At 65.5% G+C, this 20,046-nt stretch carries 13 protein-coding genes; 10 read left to right on the top strand and 3 right to left on the bottom strand.

The features are described from left to right. The first annotated feature begins 8 nt into the window (after positions 1–8). The 6 genes from IG197_RS06940 (at position 9) to IG197_RS06915 (ending at position 9,367) form a co-directional block, all read left to right on the top strand. Entirely contained in the window at positions 9–1,994 is a 1,986-nt protein-coding gene (locus IG197_RS06940) for a heme lyase CcmF/NrfE family subunit (RefSeq protein ID WP_192317905.1), read from the top strand. Further along, positions 1,991–2,458, top strand: a complete 468-nt coding sequence (locus IG197_RS06935; protein WP_067964321.1) for a cytochrome c-type biogenesis protein — start codon at positions 1,991–1,993, stop codon at positions 2,456–2,458. The genes IG197_RS06940 and IG197_RS06935 overlap by 4 nt, the downstream gene beginning before the upstream one ends. 118 nt (positions 2,459–2,576) lie before the next feature. Beyond that, complete coding sequence (locus tag IG197_RS06930) at positions 2,577–4,106, top strand: Do family serine endopeptidase (RefSeq protein ID WP_067964319.1); 1,530 nt, start codon at positions 2,577–2,579, stop codon at positions 4,104–4,106. A gap of 186 nt (positions 4,107–4,292) precedes the next feature. After that, positions 4,293–4,967, top strand: a complete 675-nt coding sequence (locus IG197_RS06925) for a response regulator transcription factor (RefSeq protein ID WP_067964316.1) — start codon at positions 4,293–4,295, stop codon at positions 4,965–4,967. Beyond that, a complete protein-coding gene (locus IG197_RS06920) occupies positions 4,967–6,403 on the top strand; it encodes an ATP-binding protein (RefSeq protein ID WP_067964314.1) in 1,437 nt (478 codons plus the stop codon). The genes IG197_RS06925 and IG197_RS06920 overlap by 1 nt, the downstream gene beginning before the upstream one ends. Further along, entirely contained in the window at positions 6,404–9,367 is a 2,964-nt protein-coding gene (locus tag IG197_RS06915) for a bifunctional [glutamine synthetase] adenylyltransferase/[glutamine synthetase]-adenylyl-L-tyrosine phosphorylase (RefSeq protein ID WP_192317893.1), read from the top strand. Here the strand turns inward: IG197_RS06915 and IG197_RS36800 are convergent. Beyond that, on the bottom strand, positions 9,324–9,464 hold the full coding sequence (locus IG197_RS36800; RefSeq protein ID WP_371746515.1) for a hypothetical protein: 141 nt from the start codon (positions 9,462–9,464) through the stop codon (positions 9,324–9,326). The genes IG197_RS06915 and IG197_RS36800 overlap by 44 nt on opposite strands. Here IG197_RS36800 and IG197_RS06910 point away from each other — a divergent pair. Together IG197_RS06910 and IG197_RS06905 are read left to right on the top strand one after the other, a co-directional pair. Further along, a complete protein-coding gene (locus tag IG197_RS06910; protein WP_192317891.1) occupies positions 9,434–9,886 on the top strand; it encodes an EF-hand domain-containing protein in 453 nt (150 codons plus the stop codon). The two genes, IG197_RS36800 and IG197_RS06910, sit on opposite strands and share 31 nt — an antisense overlap. 138 nt (positions 9,887–10,024) lie before the next feature. Continuing rightward, positions 10,025–11,413, top strand: coding sequence for a serine hydrolase (locus tag IG197_RS06905; protein WP_192317889.1), 1,389 nt, complete (start codon positions 10,025–10,027; stop codon positions 11,411–11,413). 3 nt (positions 11,414–11,416) lie between these two features. Here IG197_RS06905 and IG197_RS06900 read toward each other — a convergent pair whose 3' ends face one another. Together IG197_RS06900 and pepN are read right to left on the bottom strand one after the other, a co-directional pair. Continuing rightward, a complete protein-coding gene (locus IG197_RS06900) occupies positions 11,417–13,747 on the bottom strand; it encodes a PAS domain-containing sensor histidine kinase (RefSeq protein WP_192317887.1) in 2,331 nt (776 codons plus the stop codon). Between the two features lie 234 nt (positions 13,748–13,981). Beyond that, complete coding sequence (gene pepN / locus IG197_RS06895; protein ID WP_192317885.1) at positions 13,982–16,627, bottom strand: aminopeptidase N; 2,646 nt, start codon at positions 16,625–16,627, stop codon at positions 13,982–13,984. Between the two features lie 149 nt (positions 16,628–16,776). Here pepN and IG197_RS06890 point away from each other — a divergent pair, with 149 nt between their 5' ends. Beyond that, positions 16,777–19,086, top strand: a complete 2,310-nt coding sequence (locus tag IG197_RS06890; RefSeq protein WP_192317883.1) for a xanthine dehydrogenase family protein molybdopterin-binding subunit — start codon at positions 16,777–16,779, stop codon at positions 19,084–19,086. Next, the gene (locus tag IG197_RS06885; protein WP_192317881.1) at positions 19,083–20,030 is read left to right on the top strand and encodes a DMT family transporter; all 948 of its coding nucleotides are present in this window, start codon (positions 19,083–19,085) and stop codon (positions 20,028–20,030) included. The genes IG197_RS06890 and IG197_RS06885 overlap by 4 nt, the downstream gene beginning before the upstream one ends. Positions 20,031–20,046 lie beyond the last annotated feature (16 nt).

The raw sequence follows: 20,046 nt of genomic DNA, 5'->3' as shown, positions 1-20,046 counted from the left end.
CAGCGCTGATGGTCGAGACGGGTCACTTCGCGCTTATCCTGGCGTTCGCCCTGTCGCTGGTGCAGTCGCTGGTCCCGCTTTACGGGGCCTATAAGGGCGACACCAGGCTGATGGCGGTCGGTGGTCCGGTGACCGTCACCGGTTTTGCCCTGATCGCCCTGTCTTTCGCCGCCTTGACCATGGCCTATGTCCAGTCCGACTTCTCGGTCGCCAATGTCTGGGAGAATTCGCACTCGCTGCAGCCGCTGATCTACAAGTTCACCGGCACCTGGGGTAACCACGAAGGCTCGATGCTGTTGTGGGTGCTGATTCTCAGCTTCTTCGGCGCCCTGGTCGCGGCCTTCGGCAGCAACCTTCCGGCCACGCTGCGCGCCAATGTGCTCGCCGTCCAGGGCTGGATCGGCACGGCCTTCCTGCTGTTCATCCTGATCACCTCCAACCCGTTCGCCCGCCTCGTTCCGGCGCCGATCGAGGGCAAGGACCTCAACCCGATCCTCCAGGACATCGGCCTCGCCGTTCATCCGCCGCTGCTCTATCTCGGTTATGTCGGCTTTTCCGTCTGCTTCTCCTTTGCGGTCGCAGCCCTGATCGAAGGCCGCATCGACGCGGCCTGGGCCCGCTGGGTGCGGCCGTGGACGCTTGCCGCCTGGGTGTTTTTGACCGGCGGCATCGCCATGGGATCCTACTGGGCCTATTACGAGCTCGGCTGGGGCGGCTTCTGGTTCTGGGACCCGGTCGAGAACGCGTCCTTCATGCCCTGGCTCGCCGGCACCGCACTGCTGCACTCGGCCATCGTCATGGAAAAGCGCTCGGCGCTGAAGATCTGGACGCTGCTGCTCGCCATCCTGACGTTTTCGCTGTCCTTGCTCGGTACCTTCCTGGTGCGTTCGGGCGTGCTGACCTCGGTCCACTCCTTCGCCAGCGACCCGAGCCGCGGCGTGTTCATCCTGTGCATCCTGACGCTGTTCATCGGCGGTTCGCTGGCGCTGTTTGCCTTCAGGGCGTCGCAGCTTGCGGCCGGCGGCATCTTCCATCCGATCTCGCGCGAAGGCGCGCTGGTGCTGAACAATCTGTTCCTGACCACGGCGACTGCGACCGTGCTGATCGGCACGCTCTATCCGCTGGTCGTCGAAGCCTTGTTCGGCGACAAGATTTCCGTCGGCGAGCCGTTCTTCAACCTCACCTTCGGCCCGCTGATGATCCCGCTGCTGGTCGTCGTGCCATTTGGTCCGTTGCTGGCCTGGAAACGCGGCGATGTCTTTGCTGTGGCGCAGCGGCTGATGGTTGCCTTTGGTGCTGCCCTGCTGGCGGTGCTGGTGACCTACCTGTTCATCGACGGCGCCTCCGTCTTCGCCGCCCTCGGCGCTGGTCTCTCGGCCTGGCTGGTGCTCGGTGCGCTCACCGATCTCGCCTTGAAGGCAGGCATCGGCAATGTCGCGCCCAGAGTGGCGCTGCGCCGTTTCGTCGGCCTGCCGCGCTCGGTGTTCGGCACCGCCATCGCCCATCTCGGTCTTGGCCTGACGCTGCTCGGCATCGTCGGCGTGCTCTCCTTCGAAAAGGAAGCGATCCTTGTCATGAAGCCGGGGCAGGTGGTTGAGATCTCCGACTACCGCCTGCGCTTCGACGGGCTGACGCCGGTCCGTGGCCCCAACTTCACCGAGGATCAGGGCCATTTCTCCCTGCTGGGCACCAATGGCCAGCCGAGCGATGTCATCATGTCGTCCAAGCGCTTCTATCCGGTGCGGCAGATGCCGACGACGGAGGCCGGCATCAAGACGATGTGGCTTAGCCAACTCTACATCTCGCTCGGCGATGAAGCGGGCGACGGCTCGGTGGTCGTGCGTGTCTGGTGGAAGCCGCTGGTGACGCTGATCTGGGGCGGATCGCTGGTCATGATGCTGGGCGGCTTCGTCTCGCTGCTCGACCGCCGCCTGCGGGTGGGCGCGCCGGCGCGGCGCAAGTCCGCCGCCAAACCAGCTGCGGTGACGCCATGAAGACCCGGCTGGCGGCGCTTGCCGGATTTGTCGCCGCACTGCTGTTTGCGGGAACCGCGCTTGCGGTGAAGCCCAGCGAAATGCTCGCCGATCCGAAGCTCGAGGCGCGCGCGCGGCTGCTTTCGGAAGAGCTGCGCTGCATGGTCTGCCAGAACCAGTCCATCGACGAATCCGATGCCGAACTGGCCGGCGACCTGCGCGTGCTGCTGCGTGAGCGGTTGCTGGCCGGCGACAGCGACGAGCAGGTGATGGCCTATATCGTTTCGCGTTATGGCGAGTTCGTGCTGCTCAAGCCGCAGTTCAACCTGCGCAATGCCTTGTTGTGGGGCACGCCGGTGCTGTTGCTGCTCGGCGGCGGCGCCTTTGTCGTCCTGCAGGCCCGCTCGCGGCGCAGGCAGGAGCCGGCCGGCCTGACAAAGGACGAGCAGGCAGCACTCGACGCGATCCTGAACAAGGACGCCTGAGCCACGTCAACATTACCAAAGTTTCATGCTTCGGAAATGATCGCGTAATGTGAGCTCCTCTATCTCTTGAACCAACGGATGCGCACCCCCGGCATCCTGTTCAAGAGGATCAGAGACAATGAGCACCACCCCCCTTTCGCGTTCTCGCAAGCGTCTCATGGCTGCCGCCGCATCCGTCGCCCTGGCGGGCGCGATCGGCCTCGGCGCCGTCACCAGCGGAACCGCGCCCGTCTATGCCGAGGCCGTGCGCGTCGAAGCACCCCAGGCGCCCGGTTTTGCCGACGTCGTCCAGCAGGTCTCGCCGGCCGTGGTCAGCGTGCAGGTCAAGGCCCGGATCGATCCGGCTTCCGACCGTGGCATGTCGCCTTTCTCCGACCAGCAGGGTTTTGACAATCTCCCCGACAATCACCCGCTGAAGCGCTTCTTCCGTCAGTTCGGCCAGGATGGTTATGGCGACCAGAACCGTCCGCGCTTCAACCGTCGCGACGGCAGCCAGAAGCCGCGGCCGGTGGCGCAGGGTTCGGGCTTCTTCATCTCCGAGGACGGCTATCTCGTCACCAACAACCATGTCGTCTCGGACGGCACCGCCTATACCGTCGTCGCCAATGACGGCAAGGAATATGACGCCAAGCTGATCGGCACCGATCCGCGCACCGACCTCGCCGTGCTCAAGGTCGATGCCAGCACCAAGTTCACCTATGTCGGCTTTGCCGACGACGCCAAGGTTCGTGTCGGCGACTGGGTCGTCGCCGTCGGCAATCCGTTCGGTCTCGGCGGCACCGTCACTGCCGGCATCGTTTCGGCCCGTGGCCGCGACATCGGTGCCGGCCCCTATGACGACTTCCTGCAGATCGACGCTGCGGTGAACCGCGGCAATTCGGGCGGTCCCGCCTTCAACCTGAACGGCGAAGTCGTCGGCATCAACACCGCCATCTTCTCGCCCTCGGGCGGCAATGTCGGCATCGCCTTCGCCATTCCCGCCTCGACCGCCAAGCAGGTGGTCCAGGATCTGATGAAGAACGGCAGCGTCCAGCGCGGCTGGCTCGGCGTGGAAATCCAGCCGGTCACCGCCGATGTCGCGGAGTCCCTCGGTCTCAAGGACGAGAAGGGCGCGCTCGTTGCAAGCGCCCAGGACGCCGGCCCGGCCAAGAAGGCGGGCATTGCTGCCGGTGACATCATCACCGGGGTCAACGGCCAGGACGTCGCCTCGCCGAAGGAACTGTCGCGCCTCATCGCCGGCATCACGCCAGGAAAGTCGGTCGACATCACTGTCTGGCGCAACGGCAAGGCCGAGACGCTGAAGGTCGACCTCGGCGAAATCCCGGGCGGCGACAAGAAGGCCTCCGCCGACCAGCCGGCATCGCCATCCGAGCCGAGCACGCTGGCCGATCTCGGCATGACCGTGACCCGCTCGGAGGATGGCAAAGGCCTTGTCATCACCGACGTCGATCCCTCCAGCGACGCTGCCGATCGCGGCATCCAGGCCGGCGACGTCATCACCGCGGTGAACGCTGTCGAGGTCCAGTCGGCGGCCGACGTCACCAAGGCGCTCGACCAGGCGGAGAAGGCGGGCCGCAAGGCGGTGCTGTTCCAGATCAGCCGCGAAGACTCCAACCGCTTCGTCGCCCTGCCGCTGAACCAGGGCTGATCGGTCGCTCCCGTCGCGTGGTTTCATCACCCCCGACCGCATGACGGGAGATGACGGCCGGATAGTCTGTCAGTCTTCTATTCCGGCCCGGCGGCAGCGGACTCCCATCAGCCCGCTGCCGCTTTCACGTTGAGAGGAAACGACATGTCGCCTCTGACATCCCGCAAAATCGCGTATAACGACGGCATGAAGATTCTTGTCATCGAAGATGACCGTGAGGCCGCCGACTACATGCAGAAGGCCTTCGCGGAAGCCGGCCACACCGCCCATGTCGCGGGCGATGGCGATTCAGGTTTCGCCCTTGCCGATGCTGCCGAATACGATGTGCTCGTCGTCGATCGCATGTTGCCGCGGCGCGATGGTCTTTCGGTGATTGCCGGCCTGCGCTCGCGCGGCAACACGACACCTGTGCTGATCTTGTCGGCGCTCGGCGAGGTCGACGACCGGGTGACCGGCCTGCGCGCCGGCGGCGACGACTATCTCACCAAGCCATATGCGTTTTCGGAGCTTTTGGCCCGTGTCGAAGTGCTCAACCGGCGTGCGCCGACGCGTGAATCCGAGACGCTCTACCGGGTCGGCGATCTCGAGATCGACCGGCTGTCGCATACGGTGCGGCGCGCTGCGCAGGAGATCGTGCTGCAGCCGCGCGAATATCGCCTGCTCGAATATCTGATGCGCCATGCCGGCCAGGTGGTGACGCGCACGATGCTGCTCGAAAACGTCTGGGACTATCATTTCGACCCCCAGACCAACGTCATCGACGTCCACATTTCGCGCCTGCGCGGCAAGATCGAAAAGGGCTTCGAGAAGCCGATCCTGCACACCATCCGCGGCGCCGGCTACATGCTCAAGGCGGGCTGATGGCATTCAGGCTGCCGGCCATCATGAAGACGACCGCAGCGCGCCTTTCGGCGCTCTACCTCCTGCTTTTCGCCCTCTGCGCGGTGCTGCTTGTCTTCTACATGACGTCGCTGTCGGCACGCATGCTGATGGTCCAGACCCAGGAAACCATCAACGAAGAGGTCCAGGGCCTTGCCCGCGGCTACCAGCGCGGCGGCATCCCGGTGCTGGTACGCGTGGTCGAGCAGCGTTCGCGCCAGCCCGGCGCCAACCTCTATCTGCTTGCCGACCCCAACGGCCAGATCCTGTCGGGCAACGTCCAGAGCATCCAGCCGGGCGTGCTGCAGCGCGAAGGCTGGACCGAACTGCCCTTTTCCTATGAGCGCTACGGCGAAGCTGCCGGCAGGCGCCAGTCTGCCGAGACGGAAACACCGACCGAGGTCGGCCACAACGCCATCGCGGTGGTGCTGCGCCTGCCCAACCAGATGATCCTGATGGTCGGCCGCGACCTCGGCGAACCCGAACGATTCCGCGACGTGATCCAGCGCTCGCTGATGCTGGCGCTGGCCATGATGGGTTTCGGCGCGCTGCTGATCTGGTATTTCGTCGGCCGCCGCGCCCTCAAGCACATCGACGGCGTCTCGGAGGCCAGCCGCCGCATCATGGCCGGCGACCTCAGCGGCCGCCTGCCGGTGACAGGCGCGGGCGACGAATTCGACCGGCTCTCGGAAAACCTCAATGCCATGCTGGCCCGCATCGCCCATCTCAATGATGGGCTGAAGCAGGTCTCCGACAACATCGCCCATGATTTGAAGACCCCGCTGACGCGCCTGCGCAACCGCGCCGAAGCGGCGCTGTCGGGCAAGAAGACCGGCGCCGATTATCGCGAGGCGCTCGAAGGCACCATTGCCGAGTCCGACCAGCTTATCCGCACCTTCAACGCCATCCTGATGATCTCGCGCCTCGAGGCCGGCTACTCCGCCGAATCCACCGACAAGGTCGATCTCGCCGCCGTGGTTCACGACGTCGTCGAACTGTACGAGCCGGTCGCCGAGGAACTGGGCGTTGGCTTAGAGGCGTCCGTCGCCGGTCCGGTCGTCGTCAACGGCAATCGCGAGCTGATCGCTCAGGCGCTGTCCAACATCATCGACAACGCCATCAAATACTCGGCTGGTGCGGTCGAAAAGCCGCATGTCGGCGTCACCCTGCAGCGCGACGGCGACGAAGTCAGGCTGCAGGTGTCGGACAACGGCCTCGGCATTCCAGACGAAGGCGATCGGGCGCGCGCCACGGAACGCTTCGTGCGGCTGGAAAAGAGCCGCTCGCAGCCGGGCTCGGGCCTCGGGCTCAGCCTCGCCAAGGCGGTGATGAAGTTTCACAATGGGCGGCTTGATCTTCTGCCCGGCAATCCCGGATTATCGGTCCTGATGGGCTTTCCCGGATCGAAGGACGCATAGATGAAGATCGAGGCCGCCAAGAAGACAGCGATCGAGTGGCGCCTGGAGCCGGTAAGCACCGTCGCCCCGCTCGATCCGGCACGCGCGCAAGGCGAGCTGGCGGAGTTTGCCGGCACGGCCAAGGAGGAGGGGCTCGACCGTCTGGCCACTTTCCTCAAGGCGAAAGGCCCGGCCCAGTCCTTTCTCGCTGCCGTCTTCGATCTTTCCGAATTCATGCGCGATAGCGCCCGACGCCAGCCGGAGATGCTGGACAGGCTGTTCGACCAGACCATCGAACAGCGGCTTTCAGACATCGGCACGGCAATCGCCGCAATCCCGTTCGAGGACGGCATCGCCGAAAACGCCCTGATGATGCGCTTGCGGCGGCTCAAGGGCGAGGCGCATTTCCTGATTGCGCTTGCCGACCTGTCGGGCGAGGCCAGTGCAGCGGATAGCGTGCGCCGCCTGAGCGACCTGGCCGACCTGTGCATCAGTGCGGCGGTCAATTTCCTGCTCCGCGACGCCCATGGCCAGGGCAAGCTCAAGCTGCCCGATCCCGAAAACCCGACTGTCGGCTCCGGCTGGATCCTGCTCGGCATGGGCAAGCTCGGTGCTCACGAGCTGAATTTCTCCTCCGACATCGACCTCGTGGTGTTCTTCGACCCCGAGGCGCCGGCGATTGCCGACCCGTATGAAGCAACGGAGCTGTTCGCGCGGCTCACCCGGCGGCTTGTCCGCATCCTGCAGGACCGCACCGAGCACGGTTATGTCTTCCGCACCGATTTGCGGCTGCGTCCCGATCCCGGCTCGACGCCGCTCGCCATTCCGGTCCTGGCCGCGCTGCATTACTACGAGAGCCGCGGCCAGAACTGGGAACGCGCCGCGATGATCAAGGCGCGTCCGGTGGCGGGCGACATCGCAGCCGGCGAGGCCTTCCTCAAGGAGCTCCAGCCTTATGTCTGGCGCAAATACATGGATTACGCGGCGATCGCCGACGTCCATTCGATCAAGCGCCAGATCCACGCCCACAAGGGCCATGGCGAGGTCGCGGTCAAGGGCCACAACGTCAAGCTCGGCCGCGGCGGCATCCGCGAGATCGAGTTCTTCGTCCAGACCCAGCAGCTGATCGCCGGCGGCCGCTTTCCTGAATTGCGCGGCAAGGCGACGGTGCCGATGCTGACGCAGCTTGCCTTGCGCGGCTGGATTACGCCCGAGGCGCGCGACGCGCTCGAACGGCAATACTGGTTCCTGCGCAGCGTCGAGCACGCCATCCAGATGGTCGCCGACGAGCAGACCCACATGCTGCCGGAGGACGACGAAGGCCTCCAGCGCATCGCCCATATGCTCGGCTTTGCCGATGCGGATGCCTTCTCCAAGGCGTTCCGCGCTTCGCTGCAGGAGGTCGAGCGCCATTATGCGGCGCTGTTCGAGGCGGCACCCGAACTCTCCTCCGGCGTCGGCAATCTGGTCTTCACCGGCGACGTCGACGATCCCGACACGCTGCACACATTGCGCCAGCTCGGTTTCCAGCGCCCCTCCGACATCTGCCGCGTCATCCGCAGCTGGCACTTCGGCCGCTACCGCGCGACCCAGTCAGCCGAGGCGCGCGAACGCCTGACCGAACTGACGCCGGCACTGCTCGAAGCCTTCGGCAAGACCCGCCGCGCCGACGAGGCGCTGATGCGTTTCGACGAGTTCCTCGCCGGCCTACCGGCGGGCATCCAGCTGTTTTCGCTGCTCCAGTCCAATCCGGCCCTGCTCAAGCTGCTCGCCACAATCATGGGCGCAGCCCCCCGGCTGGCCGGCATCATCACCCGCCGGCCGCATGTCTTCGATGGCCTGCTCGACCCGGCATTGCTGTCCGAACTGCCCGACCGCGCCTATCTTGCCGCGCGCCTTGCGGCCTTCCTCGAAAGCACCCGGCTCTATGAGGAGGTGCTCGACCGCCTGCGCATCTTCGCCGCCGAACAGAAATTCCTGATCGGCGTGCGCCTGCTCGCCGGCGCGATCGACTCCGCCCGTGCCGGCAAGGCTTTTTCCGATCTCGCCGACCTGACGGTCGGAGCGGCGCTCGAGGCCGTCGAGGCCGAATTCGCCCGCCGCCACGGCAAGGTTGCCGGCGGCAGGGTGGCGATCCTCGGCATGGGCAAGCTCGGCAGCCGCGAACTGACCGCCGGCTCCGACGTCGACCTGATCCTGCTTTACGACCACAGCGAGACCGCGGAGGAGTCCGACGGCGACAAGCCGATGGCGCCGTCGCATTATTTCTCGCGTATGACCCAGCGCCTGATCGCTGCGGTGTCCGCGCCGACGGCCGAAGGCGTGCTTTATGAGCTCGACCTCCGGCTGCGCCCCTCTGGCAACAAGGGGCCGGTGGCCACCCATATCGACTCGTTCCGCAAATATCAGCGCGGCGAAGCCTGGACCTGGGAGCATATGGCGCTGACCCGCGCCCGCCCGATCGCCGGCGACGCCTCGCTCTGCACCGAGGTCGAAGCCGAGGTCGCCGCCATCATCGCCTTGCCGCGTGATGCCGCCAAGGTGACGACCGAGGCCCGCGAGATGCGTGAGATGATCGAGGACGAAAAGCCGCCGCACGATCTCTGGGACATCAAGCTTGTGCCCGGCGGGCTGATCGACCTGGAATTCATCGCTCAGGTCGCGGTCCTGACCGGCCGGATCGAGGGCCAAGGCCACGCCACCGGAACGGCCGAGACGCTGCACCGGCTTGCGCCTGGCTTTGCCGATGCGCAGGTACGGCAGGATCTCGTCGATGCCTACGGGCTCTATCAGGCGATCACACAGATGACGAGGCTGTGTCTCACCGGTGCGTTCGAGCGGAACGACGTTCCGCCGGGGTTGTCGGACCTGCTGCTTGCGGCAACCGACCTTCCCGATTTCAGCGTGCTGGAGGCACATCTCAAGGAGACGTCGCAAAAGGTCAGGGGCCACTTTGACCTTCTGCTCCGTGCGAAGGGCAAATGAGGCGATGGGACGCCGCATGAGCACTTCGATCAGCATCGGGGGTGTCGATGCAACAGGAGAAACCCCATGAACACGTCAACAAGGATCGCGATCGCATTTCTCGCCCTCGCGGGCACGGCCGGAACCTCAGCCTTTGCCGCCAACGGGCAAGGGCCGCGCGGCCAGAACATGAAGCCTGAGATGCGCTTCGAAAGGGCCGATGCCGACAAGAGCGGCGACGTCACCTTCGAGGAGTTCACTGCCGCCATGAATACGCGGCTGCTGGATGCCGATGAGAACACCGACGGCAAGATCACCGTCGCCGAGGTGGCGGACCAGATCCAGCGTATGCGCGCCGAGCGCATGGCCGCGCGCCTGATCAAGCGCTTCGACGCCAATGGCGATGGCGAGCTGACCAAGGCCGAGATCGAATCCCGCCAGAAGAAGCTGTTTGCGCTGCTCGACCGCAACGACGACGGCAAGATCGTCAAGGACGAGATGCCGGTTCGCGGCTGGCATGGCCGCGACGGCAAGCGCTGACGTCGACGCGTGACCTGAGCTGAGAAACCTCCCGGAGATTGCCTCTCCGGGAGGTTTTGTTTTGTCCGGACACGGCCTCGCGCAACCTTGTCGCAATCAAGCCGGCCTCTGCTTGCCTCCTGCACAGGAGGACCCGTCATGGGCTGGATCGCCGCCATTCTCTCGATGTTCATTGTTTCCGGCGCCTTGGCGCAATCGGCCTTGCCGCCGACGCCGGCGGGCAAGGTGCTGGCCGAATTGCTGGAGGCGTTCAACAGCGGCGATGCGGCCAAGGCCGAGGCCTTCGACCGCGCCTACCGGCCCAGCGACCCGATCGCCGGCATGACTGCCCTGCGCGCCCAGACGGGCGGCTTCGAACTGGTCAAGGTCGAGACCAGCGACGCCACCGCGCTCACCGCAATTCTCCGGGAAAAGGCCGGCGACCGCTTTGCCCGGTTGCAACTGTCGTTGAGCGACGGCTCCGAACACAAACTGACGGGCTTTCGCCTCGACCCGGTGGCGCCGCGGCCTGGTCTGGGCCCCAAGCGCCTGTCCTTGACAGAGGCGCTCGCAGCACTTGTCAAACGCCAGGACGAGGCGGCTGTTGCCGACAGCTTTTCCGGCGCGGTGCTGGTCGCCAGGGACGGCAAGGTCGTGCTGGAGAAAGCCTGGGGTCTGGCCGACCGCGAGCGCAGCCTGCCGGTGACGGTCGATAGCAGCTTCCGCATCGGCTCGATGAACAAGATGTTCACGGCGGTGGCAATCCTGCAGCTCGTCGAAGCCGGCAGGCTCGGCCTCGACGACCCGGTCGGCAAACATCTCACCGACTATCCCGACAAGGACATTGCCCGGAAGGTCACCGTTCGCCATTTGCTGACCCACACCGGCGGCACCGGAGATATCTTCGGTCCCGAATTCGACCGTAACCGGCTCAAGCTCAAAGCTGTTGCCGACTACATCGCGCTCTATGGTACGCGCGCCCCGCTGTTTGCGCCCGGCACCACGCAGCGTTATTCGAACTACGGCTTCATCCTGCTCGGCGCCTTGATCGAGAAGGTCAGCGGGATGAGTTATGACGACTATGTCGAGAAGAACGTTTTCGAGCCGTCCGGCATGACATCGACGGGCTCTTTGCCGGAAAGCGAGACTGTCCCCGGTCGCGCGATCGGCTATCTCAATGAAGGCGGCAGGCTTGCGCCCAACACGGCCACGCTGCCCTGGCGCGGAACCTCCGCCGGTGGCGGCTATTCGACCGTCGGCGACCTCTGGCGTTTCGTCGACGCGCTACAGGCCGGCAGGCTGATCTCGAAGAACATGCTCGATCAGGCGACCAGCACGCAGGTCCAGATGTTCGGCCTTGGCTTCGCGGTTGTCGGCGAGGGCAACTGGAAGGGGTTTGGCCACAATGGCGGCGCGCCGGGCATGAGCGGCGACCTGCATGTGTTCCCCAAGCTGGGTTATGTGCTGGTGTCCTTGTCCAATCTCGATCCGCCTGCCAGCACACGGCCCCTGGAGTTCATCGAGGCGCGGTTGCCTGAAATGCCGTGATGCTTAGGCGGCCTTGGCCAGGCGCTCGACCTTCTTCACCGGGATGCGCACCGACACGATGGTGCCGACGCCTTCGGTCGAGCGGATCTTCAGCGCCCCACCATGCAGTTCGGCGAGCGAACGCGAAATGGCAAGGCCGAGGCCCGAGCCGGCATGGTTCTTCGAGAACTGGTTCTGCACCTGCTCGAACGGCCGGCCGAGCTTGCCCAATGCGTCCTTGGGAATGCCGCAGCCATTGTCTTCGATCGACAGCGTCAGCGCCCCCGAGGCGTTGCGCGCCCGCACCGAAATGCGTCCGCCTTCGCCGGTGAACTTCACCGCGTTGGACAACAGGTTGATGACGATCTGCTTGACCGCGCGGCGGTCGGCGAACAGCGTCATCGAGTCGGCGATCTGCGTCTCCACGGTGATCGACTTCTGTGCCGCCTGCAGCGACACCACCCGGACCGTCTCGCGGATCAGCGGGCAGAGATCGATCTCCTCGCGGTCCATCGAGAACTGGCCGGCCTCGATCTTCGACATGTCGAGGATGTCGTTGATGACGCCCAGAAGGTATTTGCCGCTGGAGTTGATGTCGCGGGCATATTCCTCGTAGCGCGGCGAGCCCATCGGGCCGAACAGGCGGCCTTCCATCAGCTCGGAGAAGCCGATCACCGCATTGAGCGGCGTGCGCAGCTCGTGCGACATGTTGGCGAGGAATTCCGACTTGGCCCGGTTGGCCGCCTCGGCGCGCTCGGTTTCCTTCATGTATTTGCGGTTGAGCTCGACCAGTTCGTGCGAGCGCTCTTCCTCGGAGCGCCGCGCCAGGCTGAGATCGTGGATCGTCGCCATCAGCCGGCGCTCGCTCTCCATCAGCTTGTCCTGGTGCTGCTTGATCTGGGTGATGTCGGAGCCGACCGACACCATGCCGCCATCGCGCGTTGTGAGCTCGTTGACTTGCAGCCAGCGGCCGTCGGCCAGCTGCCGCTCATAGGTGGCGCCGCCGCGCGGGCCGTTGGCATTGGCCAGCCGCCGCTCGGAGGCGAAAGCGACCATGCGCTCCTCGATCTCCTCGCGCGCCGTGCCCGGCAGCACGTCGCGGTCGGCGAGCCCGTTGTCGTGCTGGTACTTCGAATTGCACATCACCAGCCGCCCGTTGGCATCCCACAGCACGAAGGATTCGGTGATGTTTTCGATCGCCGCGCGAAGCCGCTGGTCGGCGGCCTCCGAGCGCAAGGCGAGGTGGCGCTGCTCGGTGATGTCGACGGCAATGCCGGTCATCTGGATCTCAGGCGCTTCCGGATCGACAACCTGGGCGCGGGCGCGCATCCACACCCAGCGGCCGTCGGCATGGCGCATGCGGAACACCCGGTCGATATGGTCGACCTCGCGCATGATCACCTGGTTGGCCAGCTCGAACAGGTCGCCGTCTTCGGGATGGATGATGCGGGCGACTTCGCCGAACGACAGCATCGCCTCGCAGGCCTCGTAGCCGAGCAGCTCGTACATTGAGCGCGACCAGTACATCTTGCCGCGCACCATGTCCCAGTCCCACAGCCCGCATTTGCCGCGCACCAGCGCCAGGTCGATGCGCTCATGCGCCTCCAGATAGATGCCGTCGGCGGCCTGGGCGCGCGCCGCCTGGCTGAAATAGGCGAACAGGATGACGATCAGCATCCCGGCGGTCATCACGAACAGCGCGACATTGAGCGACACGGTCTTGCGCCAGTCGGCGAACACCGCATCCTGCGGCACCATGGCGGCGGCCGCGGCGCGCTTGTCGTCGGCGATGCTGACCGCTGCCAGCCAGTCCCGGCCGCCGATGCGCACCTCCATCACGCCGGCGCGGTCGCCGAACATGAACAGCGGCTGCCCGCCCGAGACGAGGCCGTCGAGCGCCTGGCCCTGCCAGCCGGTCGACTGCGGGCTGACGGCGACGATGCGGAAATTCTGGTCGGTCAGCGCAACCACATGGCTGCGGCTAAGCGTGCCTTGCTGGCTGGTGCGTTCGAGCAGGTCCTGGCTTGCGGCGGCAAGCGGCCGCTCGGCGGTGGCGCCGACCATCAGTGCGTTGACCAGCTCGCCGGCCGAGAGCGCCAGGATCGCCTTGGCGTTGCGCTCGACGTCGTCGCGCTGCGCCATCAGCGACAGGAAGCGTGTGCCGGCGATCACGATCAGGAAGACGACGATCAGCGTCGGGATCGAGCGGCGCAGCAGCGGCTCGGCGGCCAGCAGGCGGCGGTATGCGGGTTCGGCGATGAGGCGTGCATTGCCCGCCAGGCCAGCGCTGCGCGCCTGCCTGCGACGGCCAATAGCAGTCTCATCGGGCGCGCCCCACGCGTCCGCCTTTGCCATAAATGGCTCCCCAAATCCCGTTTCCTGGTAACTCGATGCGGAATACGCCGAACATCCGAATCGTCACTAAAGAATCAAAGCTGATTCGCCTTGTCCAGTGGCCGGCGCGAAAAAGATTAAAGTTCGACTAAAAGCCTGACGAATTGGCGGCGTGGTAGCGCGCAAATGAAAGCGGCGGCCCCCGGTTTCGGAAGCCGCCTCATTTCGGGCGATGTCGGTGGCAAGCCGGCCCGGTCAGGCCAGCGTGCGCTCGATGATGTCGCGCAGGTCGGCCGACAGACCTTCCTTGGCCTGTATCGCCAGCAAGGCATCGCGGGCCTTGGCCTGGCGCTTCGGCTCGAGCGAACGCCACGACCGCAGTGCCGTTGCCAGCCGCGCCGCGACCTGCGGGTTGCGCTTTTCCACCGTCAGCACCGTCTCGGTGAAGAAGGTGTAGCCGGCGCCGTCGGCGCGGTGGAAGCCGGTCTGGTTGGCGCTGGCAAAACCGCCGATCAGCGAGCGCACCCGGTTGGGATTGGCGATCGAGAAGGCCGGGTGTTCGGTCAGCGCCCGCACCGCATCGACCGCGCCGGCGCCCGGCGCCGTCGCCTGGATCATGAACCACTTGTCCATGACAAGCGGGTCGCCGCGATAGCGCTTGTCGAACTCGGCAAGTGCTGCCTTGGCTTCCGCGCTGCCGGCATGGCGATGCGCCAGCACGGCAAGGGCCGCAGCCCGGTCGGTCATGTTGGTGGCGGAAGCAAAATGTGCCGACGCGCGCTTGGCGCCATCGGGCAGGATCGCGAGATAGTCGAGCAGCGTGTTGCGCAGCGCCCGCCGTCCGGCGCTCGCCGCATCTGGCGAGAACGGACCGGATATCAGCAGCTCGTCGTAAAGCTGCGAAAAGACGCCTGCATTGGCTTCGGCGATGCTGCGTGCCAGCGCCTCGCGTCCGGCGAAGATGGCGTCGGGGTCGATGTTCTTGCCGATCTCGCGGGCAATGTCGGCCTCGCCGGGCAGAGCGAGCGCCAAAGCGCGGAAGGCATGCTCGAGCGTGTCGTCGACCGCGATGCGCCCGGCCAGTCCTGTCAGCTCGGCGCCGAATTTCGGCTGCTTGCCGCCGAGGATGTTCCTGAATGCCGCGATGATCGCGTCGGTCAAAAGCGTGTTGAACGCCTGCCAGCGCGAGAATGCGTCGCTGTCATGGGAGGCAAGAAAGATCTGGTCTTCCGGCCGCTGCTCGATGCTCAGCGTGATCGGCGCCGAGAAGCCGCGATTGAGCGACAGCACCGGCCGCTCGGTGACGCCGGAGAAGGTCACGACATGCTTGCGCTTGCGCACATGGATGACGCCGTCCTCGACGACAGCACCCTCGGCGCCGCCATAGGCCATGTCCTTGCCGTCGCTGCCGACCAGGCCGAAGGCAAGCGGGATGTGCATCAGCCGCTTGCGGCTTTCCGACGGTGTCGGCGGCACCGATTGCTCGACCTCGATGGTGAACTCGGCGGTGGCGGCGTTGTGCCGCGTCGTCACGCTCAGATTGGGCGTGCCGGCCTGGTGGTACCAGAGCGCGAACTGCGACAGGTCGCGGCCCGACACGTCCTCGAACACCTGGAGGAAATCCTCGATGGTCGCTGCGTCGCCGTCATGGCGCTCGAGATAGAGGTCCATGCCACGGCGGAAGGTTTCGGCGCCCAGGATGGTGCGGATCATGCGCACCACTTCCGAGCCTTTTTCGTAGACCGTCGGCGTGTAGAAGTTGTTGATCTCGCGATAACGCCTGGGGCGGACCGGGTGGGCCAGCGGCCCCTGGTCCTCGGGGAACTGGTGGGCGCGCAAGGTGCGCACTTCGGCGATGCGCTTGACCGGCCGCGAACGCTGGTCGGCGGAGAATTCATGGTCGCGGAAAACCGTCAGCCCTTCCTTGAGGCAGAGCTGGAACCAGTCGCGGCAAGTGATTCTGTTGCCTGTCCAATTGTGGAAATATTCATGCGCGATGATCGCCTCGATATTGGCGAAATCGATGTCCGTCGCGGTCTCTTCGTCGGCAAGCACATATTTGTCGTTGAAGATATTGAGGCCCTTGTTCTCCATCGCGCCCATGTTGAAGTCGGACACGGCGACGATGTTGAACACGTCGAGGTCGTATTCGCAGCCGAACACCTCCTCGTCCCATGTCATCGAGCGGCGCAGCGCGTCCATGGCGTAGCCGGCCTGGTTCTCCTTGCCGTGCTCGACATAGATGCCGAGCTCCACCTGCTTGCCCGAGGCGGTGACGAAGTGGTCCTTGATGCAGCCGAGATCGCCGGCGACCAGCGCGAAGAGATAGGACGGCTTGGGGAAGGGGTCGTGCCACACGGCATAGTGCCAGCCGTCTTCGAGGTCGCCATGCTCGACCGGATTGCCGTTGGAGAGCAGCAGCGGCGCTTCGGTGCGCTGTGCCTCCATCCGCACCGTATAGACCGACAGGATGTCGGGCCGGTCGAGGAAATAGGTGATGCGGCGGAAGCCCTCGGCCTCGCACTGGGTGCAGTAGACATTGCTGGAGCGGTAGAGGCCCATCAACGCCTCGTTGCGCGACGGCGCCAGCTCGGTCTCGATCAGAAGCGTGAAGCGGCCGGATGCGGGCGGATTGTAGATGACCAGCCGGTCTGGCGTCGCGTCGAAATCGGCGGCATCGACGGCTTCGCCATCGATCTCGATGCGGCGCATGGTCAGGCCGTCGCCGTCGAGTTCGAGCTGCACCGGCTTGTCGATGCCGGCGCGCCGCTCGATCGTCAGCCGCGCCACCACCCTGGTGCTGTCTTCGCCGAGCCGGAAGTCGAGTTCGGTTCTCGGGATCAGGTAGTCGCTGGGCCGGTAGTCCTCGAGACGAAACACCTGTCCAGTATCAGTGCGCATGTGATGGCCTTCCTGTCGACTTCCGGATGCTGGCCGCGGGCTGGCAGAATAAATATGCGGCCGCTGCTCTTTACACGAAACGCCCCCTCGGCAAAACTGTCCGGGACCGCACATTCGCTGCGCTCCCCACCAATCCTCACGAGGCAGATATGACAGTCGTCACGCCGAAATTCGGAATGGGCGCGTCCGTATTGCGCGTCGAGGACGGCGCCTTCATCACCGGCAAGGGCCGTTACACCGACGACATCGCCGCCGCTGCGCAACTGCACGGCTACGTCCTGCGCTCGCCCGTCGCCAAGGCCAGCTTCACGATCGGCTCGCTCGAGGACGCGCGCGCCGCCCCTGGAGTCCACCTGGTCCTGTCAGGTGCCGATGTCGCCCATCTCGGCGCCCTCAAGTCGACGGTCATGCAGAAGCAGCCCGACGGCAGCCGTGCGCCGACACGCGACATTCCGATCCTGTGCCGCGACCGGGTTCATTATGTCGGCGATGCGGTGGCCTTCATCGTCGCCGACAGCCGCGCGCTTGCCCAGGACGCCGCCGAACTGATCGAGGTCGACTATGACGGCGAGGACGCCGCCGCCAACACGGCGACTGCCCTCGACGCCGAGGCGCCGCTGGTCTGGCCTGAGCTCGGCAGCAATCGCGCCTTCACCTACCATCTCGGCGACAAGGCGAGGGCCGACAGCGCCTTTGCCAAAGCCGATCACGTCACCAGCATCGAGTTCATCAACAACCGCCTGATCTGCAACTACATGGAGCCGCGCTCGGCGATCGGCGAGTGGCGCGACGACGAAGACCGCTTCGTGCTCACCACCGGCTCGCAAGGCGTGCATTCGATGCGCAATGTGCTGACCGGCCAGGTGTTCGGCATCGAGAGCGACAAGCTGCGCGTCGTCACTCCCGATGTCGGCGGCGGTTTCGGCACCAAGGCCTTCGTCTACCGCGAGCATGCGCTGGTGCTGGAAGCGGCCAGGCGGCTTGGCCGGCCGGTCAAATGGGCGAGCGACCGCACCGAACACTTCCTCACCGACGCGCAAGGCCGCGACAATGTCGTCAAAGCCGAGATGGCCATGGACAGGAACGGCCGCTTCCTCGGCCTGCGCGTCAGGTTGCTCTCCAATGTCGGCGCCTACGTCTCGCAATATGGCCCTGTCATCGCCTATATCGGTGCCAGCATGTCGACCGGCGTCTACGACATCCAGGCGCTCGATGTGACGATCGAAGGTGTCTACACCAACACCTGTCCTGTCGATGCCTATCGCGGCGCAGGGCGCCCGGAAGCAGCGCTTCTGGTCGAGAAGCTGACTGACTCCTGCGCCCGCGATCTCGGTCTCACTGTCGACGAGATCCGCCGCCGCAACTTCATCCGCCCGGAGCAGTTCCCCTACCGCACCCAGACCGGCCGGCTCTACGATGTCGGCGAGTTCGAGGCGCATATGGACCTGTCGATGCAACGCGCCGGCTGGGCTGCATTCCCCGACCGTCTCGCCGAAGCCCGGTCGCGTGGAAAGATCCGCGGGCTCGGCATGGCGACCTACATCGAAGCCTGCGCCTTCGCCGGCTCCGAACCGGCGCGGGTCGAACTCAATGCCGACGGCACCGTCTCGGTGTTCATCGGCACCCAGTCCAACGGTCAGGGCCATGCCACTGCCTATGCCCAGTTCGTCTCGGAAAAGCTCAATCTCGACGTCGCCAGCATCAGCGTCCACCAGGGCGACACCGACCAGCTTGCCAAGGGCGGCGGCACCGGTGGCTCGCGCTCGATCCCGCTTGGCGGCGTTTCCGCCTCCCGCGCGGGTGCAGCCCTTGCCGAGAAGCTGAAGAAGATCGCAGCCGACGAGCTGGAGGCGGCGGCCGCCGATATCGAGCTTGGCAATGGCGAGGCGCGCATCGTCGGCACCGACCGCGCCATGGCCTTCGCCGATCTCCATGCGGCGGCGAAAAACCCCGACGATCTCAAGGCGATGGGCGAATTTGTTCAGGACGAGGCGACCTATCCCAACGGCACGCATATCTGCGAGGTCGAGATCGATCCGGAAACCGGCACCACCGAAGTGGTCGCCTACACCATCGTCGACGATTTCGGCGCAACCGTGAACCCGATCCTGCTTGCCGGCCAGGTCCATGGCGGCGTCGTCCAGGGCATCGGCCAGGCGTTGCAGGAGGAGGCCGTCTACGGCGAGGACGGCCAGCTGCTGACGGCCAGCTTCATGGACTACACCATGCCGCGCGCCGACAGCGTGCCGTCCTTTCATTTCGAGACGCGCAACGTGCCCTCGACCACCAATGCCATGGGCATGAAGGGCGCGGGCGAGGCCGGCACCATCGGCGCCACGCCGGCGGCGCTCAACGCGGTCACCGATGCGCTCCACCGCGCCTACGGCATCACCCACATTGAAATGCCCGCGACGCCGTTGCGCATCTGGGCGGCGATAGAGGCGGCACGGCAGCAGTGAAGCAAAACGTGGTTCAGGCGGCGTCGTCGCCGCTTACAGGTATCGCTCTCAAGGTCATTTCGGTGGCGATCTTCGTCGGCATGTCGACGGCCATCAAGCTGGCCGGCCAGGTGCCCGCCGGCCAGATCGTCTTCTACCGGTCCTTCTTCGCCATCTTTCCGATCCTCGTCTTCCTCGCCTGCCGCGGTGAGCTGCGCACGGCGGTCACCACCAGGCGGCCATTCGGCCACATCATGCGCGGGCTCGCCGGCGTCACCGCCATGGGCTTCGGTTTCTATGCGCTGACCCAACTGCCGCTGCCCGAGGCGATCACGCTCAACTATGCCCAGCCGCTGCTCGTCGTCGTCTTCAGCGCGCTGATCCTCGGCGAAAACGTTCGCGCCTATCGCTGGACCGCGGTTGCCGTCGGTCTCGTCGGCGTGCTGATCGTGTCGTGGCCCAACCTGACGCTGTTGACCTCTCCCGGCGGCGTCAGCGACAAGGCAGCGATGGGTGCTGTCGCCGCCATCATCGGCGCGGGCCTGTCGGCCATCGCCATGCTTTTGGTGCGCAACCTCGTCCACACCGAACGCACGGCAACCATCGTTTTGTGGTTCTCGCTGACCGCCAGCGTCATGGCCCTGTTCAGCCTGCCTTTCGGCTGGCAGTCGCTGAGCTGGCAGCAGACGGCGCTGCTCGTCACCGGCGGTTTCTGCGGCGGCATCGCCCAGCTGTTCATGACCGAGGCCTACCGCCACGCCGAAGCCTCGACGGTCGCGCCCTTCGAATACACCTCCCTGCTGCTCGGCATCGTCGTCGGCTATCTTGTCTTCGGCGACCTGCCGACCATCCATACGCTGGTCGGCGGTATCATCGTCATCGCCGCCGGCATCTTCATCATCTGGCGCGAACAACGCCTTGGCCTGGAACGCCAGGCGGTCAAGAAAGCGTCGTCGCCGCAATAGGCGGCGACGGCAATGC

The sequence above is a fragment of the Aminobacter sp. SR38 genome (genome assembly GCF_014843375.1).
GTDB classification, from domain to species: Bacteria; Pseudomonadota; Alphaproteobacteria; order Rhizobiales; family Rhizobiaceae; genus Aminobacter; species Aminobacter ciceronei.
The sequence above is the reverse complement of the archived record's forward strand: the minus strand, read 5'-3'. Positions and strand labels throughout refer to the sequence as shown.